Origin of the sequence: Nevskia soli (assembly GCF_903970205.1) — a bacterium.
Classification (GTDB): domain Bacteria; phylum Acidobacteriota; class Terriglobia; order Bryobacterales; family Bryobacteraceae; genus Bog-113.
The window spans coordinates 1-8,959 of the sequence record NZ_CAJCHS010000080.1; the positions used below are offsets into that span (position 1 = coordinate 1).

An 8,959-nucleotide genomic window follows, 5' to 3' on the forward strand; every position below is an offset into this window, starting at 1 on the left:
GTTGCCCTGCGCGGGACCGTACTTACCGGCGAAGAAGGGATTCTGCTGGACGAATACGGAGGGCTTCGACTTTACTAACTCCGGGATTGCCTGATACAGCCGCGCCTGGTAGCAGTAATAGTAGATATCGGTCGCGGGGCAGCGCGGGTCGGACGAGCTCGAGTTAATATACATCCCTTTCTCGCCGAAGAAGTGAGAGTTGACGGTGTAGGGATCATCGAGGATTGTCTTACCCTGCGCGTTCCGGCCGTGCGGATCGGCAGCGTAGTTCCAGAAGAACTCACCGTTTGGCTGGCCGGCGTTAGGTGGGTCCGGAACCGAGTTACACGCCGCGGTTAGCGTCGGATTCGGTCCCGATGTCTTGACGCCCGCTGGGCTAAAACCGCGTTGAAGAGTCCACCGATTAACGTCCTTTACTAATAAGCGCACCTGCTCGGGGCCGACGGTGAAGTAGTCGCCGGGCGCGGCGTTTCCAATCTCGCCGGGCTTGCCGGTCTCGACCGCGCCGTTACAAGCCGCGGCGGACTCGGTGCAGGGCGAGAGATCGCGCGGTTCACCATCCACCCGGACAACCGTGCATTTCGGCCCCGTAACTCCGAACGAATTCGCGGGGCAGTTAGTAAGTCCGCCGGGCGAACCAGGTTTGTCCTTGAAAGCAATACCATCGATGACCTGAGACTGGTAAGGGCCGGCGCCGGCTGTGGTGTTTCCGGGTCCGCCCCAGTAGTAAGGACCAATCGCATTCCATCCACTAATACCGAAGTTATCGTTTGACTTCTGGGTACACCATCGCGCTCCGGGCCGGTTCCACGAGGGCATGGCGGCTACGACGCATCCGCGTTGCCCGCCGCCGACACACCCGGCGTTACCCGGCTCGCCGTTACTCTCCGCGTCGGGATCAAACACGACGGTCCAACCGATCGTGCCATAAATGCTGCGGTTATTACGGAAGATGAGTCGATTGCGATCGATCGCTATCAGGTACCAGTTGAGGAAACGGTCGGATTGGAACTCGGGGTCGAAGTCTTTAGTGAGAGCGCCGAGATTGGTTTTGCCGGTAAGTGTGGCGAACGCGAGGCACGGTTTGTTACCCGGATGCGTGGAAGAGTCACAGGCCGGGAGGTTGACGCCTTCTTCGAGGTGTCCCCCGGGCGGTTCCGAATGATTACCGAAATACCGGACGCGCTGCGGCTGCGGTCCTCCGCAATACCAGACATCCGCGTCGTTCGTATCGAAAGGGCTGCTATCGAAGCCCCCGCAAGCGGCCGTCGGGCTATTGTCACGGCCCTGATTTAAGGCGATGAGGTGAGCTTCGCCGGTTACCTTGTCGATCCAATAGACTGGGCCCTGCTGATAAGTTGAGCAGTTATAGCCTGGGCTGCCGTTCGGTCCGGCGACGGTGGTTGTACTGCATAAGTCGTAGTCGCCGGAATCATCCCAAAACGGAAAGATACCGACCTGATAGCTGACGCTTACTACCTGCACGGAGACAATATCGGGAGAAGCTGTCTTTTTGCGAATGAGGGCGCCGAAGTTCGCAGCCGAAAACGGGTGAGTGCCGGAGGCACAATCGTTTTCCAAAGTGGCCTGTGTCAGCCCGGCGATCGACGCGATCCGGTAGTCTTTTCCGTCAATCCGGATGCCGCTTCCGGAACGCCACAGCGTACTGAAGAAGTCGCCCGATACTCTCGTGATCATGTTACCTGCGCAAGATAGAGTTCCAACCCGCACCGCGATCTCGGTCGAATTCGGCGGAGTTACGCCAGGGCGCTGCCATAAGTCGACCGGCTTGCCTGCGTCTCCGTAGATGAAACTCCTCACTTTGGTTTGAAGAGAGGACTCGAAGCGGCGGCTGCCAGGGTAGCAGGTAACGCCGTCAAGAGTCAGACAGACGATGATCTTACAATCGTCCGACGGGCTGGAATCGCAGGCGGGGTTGGAGGCCGAGGCCTTCAACGTAACCTGATACCAGTTCAAGGAGCGATAGTTATCGAGATAACCCGCGTGGAACTGAGCGAAGTAGCCGGAGCTGCCGCTCGAAAGGAACAGAGTACCGGCGTTGTCGCCGCTAACTGTAGCGGCTTGGGCATCGTCAGTTAAGGCGGTCGTTGGGTTTTTCCAAACGGTGGATCGGGCCACGGTCATCGCCTGATTCCGCGCGCCCTGTGTATACGTTCGGTCCCCGGGTAAAGACACATGGCGGATCAGTGCGCCGGTCTGCGGGTCGACGATGCGTTCGGAGCGGTCGGTCATGCTGATGGTGGGCCACGCGTATTCGCCCGGATGGGAGCGATCTTCGGGCTGAGGTTCGGTGTACGTGCGGCCGAGACGGATCGTGTCGGTCTTGAACTCGCCAACAGCGGGCTCGGCAGCAGGGCATTCGAGGCGATAGTAGTGTACCGTTTCGGCTTGCAACGCGCGCGAGTAGCGATTGCCGTCGGCGGCTAGGTCTGCGCTACGTTTGCCGATAATAAAGGTACGGTTCAGGCCGCGGGAGATGTTACCGGCCCGGTCATCCAGGTTAGCTCCGGGGAACTTAGCGGGATTCACATCGTGAACCAAGGGTGAGAAGGATCGGTCTTCACTAACGGCAAGCACACACGGCGTTTCGTCAGGTGCCTCATAAGTGAGAACGGCCTGGGTATTAGTTACGCCTAAGATGTGAACATTCTGTATCACCGCTCCGCTTGCGAAGGAACTAAGTAGAGCGGCAACGGTCAGGACAGCGCGAAACATCTAACAATCAGTTTAGCGGGCCATCTTCTATTGGTTTCTCTATATGGGTCCGACAACGGTAGCCGAGTAGGTCATCGACGGCAGGGTGACCGAGGCGCCGCTGAGATTGCAGAGGCGGACTGAGACTGATCCGGTCGCGCCAACGCGCATCATCCCGAAGGTGCCGGCGGGAAGCGCGGGCCAGCCGGGCGCTACGGCATCGCCGGGGTTCACGCCGGGAACCGTGACGGTCAAATCCGCACTGCAGGCGCCGTTTGCGATCGCAGGGAACGCGAGCACCGCGGTTCCGGTGATCGTGCTGCCGCCGGTGGCGCCCGAACCGGAACCGTTCAGCACGCACCGGCCGCTTTGCGCATGATCGAACGTAATGGTGACGTTGAAAGCGACGGGATCGACCGTAACGTGACTCGGTTCCACATAGTTCGCCGGGCTCGATGTGTCGTAACACGCGACGATAAGGTTCGACGTGCCGAGACCATGCTGCGTCCCCGGGATTGAGAGCAGCGTCTGCGAGGTGAAGGCCAGATTGTAATTGGGCGTGTTTGAGCCCCCAAGGCCGGAACCATTAACCGGCAGCCAGCTGCTCAGCGAGGAATTCCAGCCCAGGACCTGCCCGTTGAGCGGCGGAGCGTTGGACACGGGCCGTCCTTGCAGACCGGCTACGTGCGCTGCCGCGGGGCTGCCCGCGAGGTCTCCACCGAACGACAGCGGCTCCCATGTTTTCGCCGCAACGCTGTAGGTCAACACCTGGCCATCGCCCGGGGTCGCAACCGCGATGGGATTACCGTGCAGAGCGACGACCGAAAGAGACGCGGGCGAGCCGCTGACATCGCCTCCGAATGCGATCGGCTCCCACCAATTGGCGGGACCGTTAAACTTTAGAACCTGGCCATCGCTGGGCGCCACCGTGGATAGCGCCTTGCCGCGGATCGCGCTAACTGTGATGGCCGTGGGGCGGCCGCTGATATCGCCGCTAATACTGGTAGGCTGCCACTGACCGGGGACGGCGTTGAATAGCATGAGCTGGCCGTCGTTCGGCGCGGAAGGCGAGACTTGCCGACCTTGCAGTCCGCCGACTTGAACGAGGGCGGGATTGCCGCTGATGTCGCCACCGAGCGCGAGCGGCTGCCAGGCGTTATTGGCGGCGCTGAACTCGAGAAGCTGACCATCGAGCGGCGTTGCGCTGAGAATGCCGCGGCCGAGGATGCCGGTTACGCGGACCGATGCGGGCGAGCCGCTGATGTCGCCGCCGAACCACGCGGGCTGCCACAATCCGGTGCTAACGCTGAAGTCGAGAAACTGGCCGTCGGCGGGGGGGACCGTGGCGAGCGGACGACCAAGGAGTCCGCTGACTTGGAGCGCGGAAGGTTGGCCGCTGACATCGCCACCCAACGCGATGGGCGACCAGTTGCCGGTAGCACCGCTGAACTTCAGCAGTTGTCCATCGACGGGCGCGGTTACGGAGAGGGCACGGCCGAGAAGTTTGGTTACGGTCAGGGCGCCGGGGGTCCCGCTCACGTCGCCGGCGACCGGCTGCCATATCGGGTTCGTTCCGTCGGTGCTGAGTACGCCGCCCGCGTGGTTGGATTCACTGGGGACGCGGCTGGCGGTCGCGGCGCCTTCCAGAACCCAGGTGTTGGGCGAGCCACATCCGTAAAAGTTCTGGCCGGCGGGCGCGCTCGATAAGAAGAAGAACTCGCCTTGCCCGCACGTCGCCGGCAACGATGCGCCGGTTTGAGCAGGCTTGGTGGGCCCCAGCGAACTGAAGTCGGCGTCCTTGGTCTGCGTGCGCAGATCGACCTTGGTCTGAGCGGATAATTGTGCGGCAAGCGGCAGCGCGCAGAGTACGGAGATCGCGGAAGTTGTCCGCCGAAGCTGAAATCGCATAAATTGACGTCCGGTTTTGGGGCTGCTATCGAATTCCCGGAAGCCCCGATTTCAGTGAAGCAGACCAATGCCGGGCTGCAACAGCCCAGGACTTGTAAGTTGTTCGAGGGATTAGGTAAAGAAAATTGGACGCGTTGTGTCTTGACTCAGTCTCGACAGGGTAGAGCGGCACTTACGCGCCCGGGTTCGGGCTCAGAATAACCGCCTGATATGCTTACCTTTCAGATTCGAATCACATGAAAACACCCATTACAGTTGCATACGGCGACGGCATCGGTCCTGAAATCATGGAAGCCTCGCTGCACATCCTGCGCGAGGGCGGCGCACAACTCGAACTGGAGCGAATTGAGATCGGCGAGAAGGTCTATCTCGGCGGGAATTCGGCCGGAATTGAACCGAGCGCGTGGGAGTCGCTGCGGCGCACCAAAATCTTCTATAAGGCGCCGATCACCACTCCCCAGGGCGGCGGTTTCAAGAGTCTCAACGTAACCACGCGCAAGCGGCTCGGACTCTATGCCAACGTTCGTCCCTGCGTTTCCTACGCCCCGTTCGTCGACACCAAACATCCTGAGATGGATGTGGTAATTGTCCGTGAAAATGAGGAAGATACTTACGGCGGGATCGAATATCAGCTGAGCCCTGAAGTTACGGAGTGTCTGAAACTCATCACCCGGCCCGGCTCCGAAAAGATCGTTCGGTTCGCGTTTGAATACGCTAAGGCGAACAATCGTAAGAAGGTAACTTGCTTCACAAAGGACAACATTATGAAAATGACCGATGGTCTTTTTCATAAGGTTTTCGACGAGATAGCGACTGAGTATCCGGACCTCCAAAGCGAGCATTGGATTGTCGATATCGGGGCGGCTAAGTTAGCCGATACACCCCAGGCGTTCGACGTCGTCGTGATGCCTAACTTATACGGCGACATTCTGTCCGACGTTGCGGCCCAGATCGCGGGATCCGTGGGCTTGGCCGGCTCGGCGAACATTGGGCTGCAGTGCTCCATGTTCGAAGCGATTCATGGGTCCGCGCCGCGGCGGGCAGGGCAGAACTTAGCCAATCCCTCCGGGTTGCTTCTGGGCGGGGTAATGATGCTGGTTCACTTAGGACAAATCGAGGCTGCGGATCGAGTTCATAATGCCTGGCTGAAAACACTGGAAGACGGTGTCCACACGTATGACATCTACAAAGAAGGCGTCAGTAAGGAGAAAGTAGGCACCCAGGAGTTCGCCCAGGCCGTCGTGGCGCGGATGGGCCAGAAGCCGGAGAAACTGAAACCCGCGGCTTACGCGACCGAAGTGGTTAAACGCAAGGAATGGACGCGAAGCACGCTACCTAATCCGAAGGTGGAGTTAGTAGGTGTCGACATATACGTAGGTTCCAGCGAGCGGAGTGGAAAGAAGTTCGGGGATGCCATGCAAACCGCTACCCACGGCGATCTCGAACTGACGATGGTGTCAAACCGCGGTGTTTCTGTATGGCCGGAGTTCATGGAGGAAACCTTCACTGCCGATTACTTCCGCTGCCGCTTCACTACGAAGGACAGTAAGAACGGGATGGTCAATCACGGTCAGATTCTTAAGTTGATGGAACAGGTAAATGCAGCCGGCTTCGACATCGTGAAGATCGAAACGTTGCGTAACTTCGACGGGAAGCCTGGATACTCGCTAGCGCAGGGGCAATGACCGTCGGCATTAGCGTCGGCCTAATCATGGGCGGCAAGTCGGACTGGGAGACGATGCAGGCTGCGAGCCACGTCCTGACGGATTTCGGTGTTTCCCATGAGTGCCGGGTAGTCTCCGCGCATCGCACTCCGGAGATGATGTTCGAATACGCCAGGTCCGCTGAGGAGCGCGGCATTCAGGTGATCATCGCGGGCGCGGGCGGTGCGGCGCATCTGCCCGGGATGGTTGCGTCGCTGACCCTACTGCCGGTGATCGGGGTTCCCGTGCAAAGCCGGGCGCTACATGGGATCGATTCGCTCCTATCGATCGCGCAAATGCCCGCGGGAGTTCCCGTAGCGACTATGTCGATCGGACAGTCCGGAGCGCGAAACGCAGGACTGATGGCGATCCAGATACTGGCACTAAGCTCGCCGGAACTAAAGGCCAAGCTACAGGACTTCCGCCGCGAGATGCGGGAGAAAGTCAAACTAGAGACACTCGGTTGAATCCTATTGTTCCCGGAGCGACTATCGGCGTACTCGGCAGCGGACAACTGGGCCGCATGTTCACCATAGCTGCGCGTCGGATGGGATATCGGGTACATACTCTATCGCCCGATGAAGATACTCCGACGGGGCAGGTTGCCGATACGGAGATTCAGGCAAGTTATGACGACTTAGATGCCGTTCGAGCGTTCGCCTCCGGCGTCGATATTGTCACCTTCGAGTTCGAAAACGTTCCCGCGGCCACGGCAGCGGCGGCCGAGAGTTGTGCGCCGGTGCGGCCATCCGGGGAAGTACTTCACGTCACGCAGCATCGGTTGCGCGAGAAGCGCTGGCTCGCCGGACACGGGTTTCCGGTCGCTCCGTTTGCGGCTGTTTCGTCTCTAGACGAACTAAGGACCGCGGTCGATCGGATTGGATCGCCCGCGATTTTGAAGTCGGCCGGCTTCGGTTATGACGGCAAAGGGCAGATCGCCATCAGCGGTCCGGGACATCTTGATCAAGTCTGGGAACAGATGGCACAAGATGCTGTTCTTGAGCACCGCATCGATTTCGAGTGCGAACTGTCGGTAGTCGCAGCGCGCGGTGAATCCGGCCAGTGTGTGCATTACGGAACGGTTCGGAATGCCCACGTCAACGGAATCCTGGATGTTACAAGTGCACCCTCGTGCGTACCGTCGAAAATCGAGCGCGAAGCGGTTCGGATCGCGCAGGACATACTCGATCAGTTTCAGGTAATCGGCGTATTATGCGTCGAGTTCTTTCTAACTCGCGGCGGTAAGTTACTCGTCAACGAACTAGCGCCGCGGCCTCACAACTCGGGCCACTTCACGATAGATGCGTGTGTAACCAGCCAGTTTGAACAACAGCTGCGCACGGTCTGCGGTCTTCCGCTTGGCGACGTAACTATGCTCTGCCCGGCTGCGATGGCCAATCTATTAGGCGATCTATGGGCGCATGGCGACCCGAACTGGCCGGCCGCACTCGCGATACCCGATGCGAAGCTCCACTTATACGGTAAAGTGGAACCGCGGCCCGGCCGAAAGATGGGACACATCACGGCGATCGGCTCAGACGTAGCCGAGGCGGAACAGCGAGCTTTGGCCGCACGGGAGGTGTTGACTTGATGACATCGTTAGTGCTGGCTATGCTGGCATCACTCGCCGAAGTGCATATAGCGCAGCAGCTGAATCGCGTCGTCGTCACGATCGACGATAAGTCCGCGAGTACTTTCGTCTACGGCGACGGCGTCACCAAACCCTATCTCTGGCCGCTGACGACAGCAGCCGGCGTCGAACTAACTCGCCATTGGCCCATGCAGGACGTGCCAGGCGATCCGCACGATCATCCGCATCAGCGCGGCGTGTGGTTCGCGCACGCCAAGGTGAACGGAATTGACTTTTGGAATTCCGACCCGAGTTATAAGACAAAGAACATGGGCCGGATCTTAGTCGAAGGAACGCCGCGAATTGCGGGGGGCAGCATTACAGCCGACCTATCCTGGCGCGATCCCGATGGCAAAGAGCTTCTTAAGGAGCATCGCGTCATGACCTTTGCCGGCGGGTCGCTACGTACAGTCGATTTCGATATCACCTTGAGTGCAATCACCGACGTTGTCTTCGGCGATGAGAAGGATGGTGTCTTCGGGGTCCGTCTGGCTCATGAACTGGAAGAGCCGCTCGCGGCCGACCAGATCCGCACCGGCCGGATGGTAGCCTCAACCGGTTGTCATCAGGAGAAAGAATGTTGGGGCGAACGCGCCGACTGGATGGATATCTCGGGTACGTTCGGAGATCGTTCGGCAGGCATCGCTATGTTCGACAGTTCAGAAAATCCACGCCATCCAACGTACTGGCACGCGCGCGGATATGGGTTGCTCGCGGTCAACATCTTCGGAGTAAAAGCTTTCACTCAGGATCCGTCGGCCGACGGCTCGATGCCCTTGCCGTCAGGAAAGACGCTGCGTTTCCGATACCGGCTGGTTCTCCACGACGGCGGCCTCGACGTGAATCGCTTGGCCGATTTGTATAAAGCATGGGACTCCGCGCCACTACGTTAGATTGAAGGTATGTTCTCCTGGATTTGCGCGCGCTGCGGCCGCGACAACCCGCCTTCCGCGACTACGTGCGTAAATTGCGGCGCCCGCTTCGACGACCCCGTCGAGCCGGA

At 59.5% G+C, this 8,959-nt stretch carries 7 protein-coding genes; 5 read left to right on the forward strand and 2 right to left on the reverse strand.

Annotated elements, in window-relative coordinates; all coding sequences use genetic code 11:
• A partial coding sequence (locus tag H1Y01_RS03950; protein ID WP_180538974.1) for a hypothetical protein occupies positions 1–2,736 on the reverse strand: 2,736 nt, incomplete at its 3' end.
• A gap of 39 nt (positions 2,737–2,775) precedes the next feature.
• A complete protein-coding gene (locus tag H1Y01_RS03955) occupies positions 2,776–4,623 on the reverse strand; it encodes a hypothetical protein (protein WP_180538975.1) in 1,848 nt (615 codons plus the stop codon).
• Between the two features lie 236 nt (positions 4,624–4,859).
• Between H1Y01_RS03955 and H1Y01_RS03960 the strand changes: the two genes are divergently transcribed.
• The 5 genes from H1Y01_RS03960 to H1Y01_RS19865 all read left to right on the forward strand — a co-directional run.
• Positions 4,860–6,308, forward strand: a complete 1,449-nt coding sequence (locus H1Y01_RS03960; protein WP_180538976.1) for an NADP-dependent isocitrate dehydrogenase — start codon at positions 4,860–4,862, stop codon at positions 6,306–6,308.
• Positions 6,305–6,793 carry a 5-(carboxyamino)imidazole ribonucleotide mutase gene (purE, locus tag H1Y01_RS03965; RefSeq protein WP_180538977.1) on the forward strand — a complete coding sequence of 163 codons (489 nt, stop codon included), beginning with the start codon at positions 6,305–6,307 and terminating at the stop codon, positions 6,791–6,793. The genes H1Y01_RS03960 and purE overlap by 4 nt, the downstream gene beginning before the upstream one ends.
• Complete coding sequence (locus H1Y01_RS03970) at positions 6,790–7,917, forward strand: 5-(carboxyamino)imidazole ribonucleotide synthase (RefSeq protein ID WP_180538978.1); 1,128 nt, start codon at positions 6,790–6,792, stop codon at positions 7,915–7,917. The genes purE and H1Y01_RS03970 overlap by 4 nt, the downstream gene beginning before the upstream one ends.
• Positions 7,917–8,849 carry a PmoA family protein gene (locus tag H1Y01_RS03975; protein ID WP_180538979.1) on the forward strand — a complete coding sequence of 311 codons (933 nt, stop codon included), beginning with the start codon at positions 7,917–7,919 and terminating at the stop codon, positions 8,847–8,849. Before H1Y01_RS03970 ends, H1Y01_RS03975 begins: the two co-directional genes overlap by 1 nt.
• Before the next feature lie 9 nt (positions 8,850–8,858).
• Positions 8,859–8,959, forward strand: a 101-nt coding sequence (locus H1Y01_RS19865) for a zinc finger protein (protein WP_180538980.1), incomplete at its 3' end; no start/stop codon positions are given.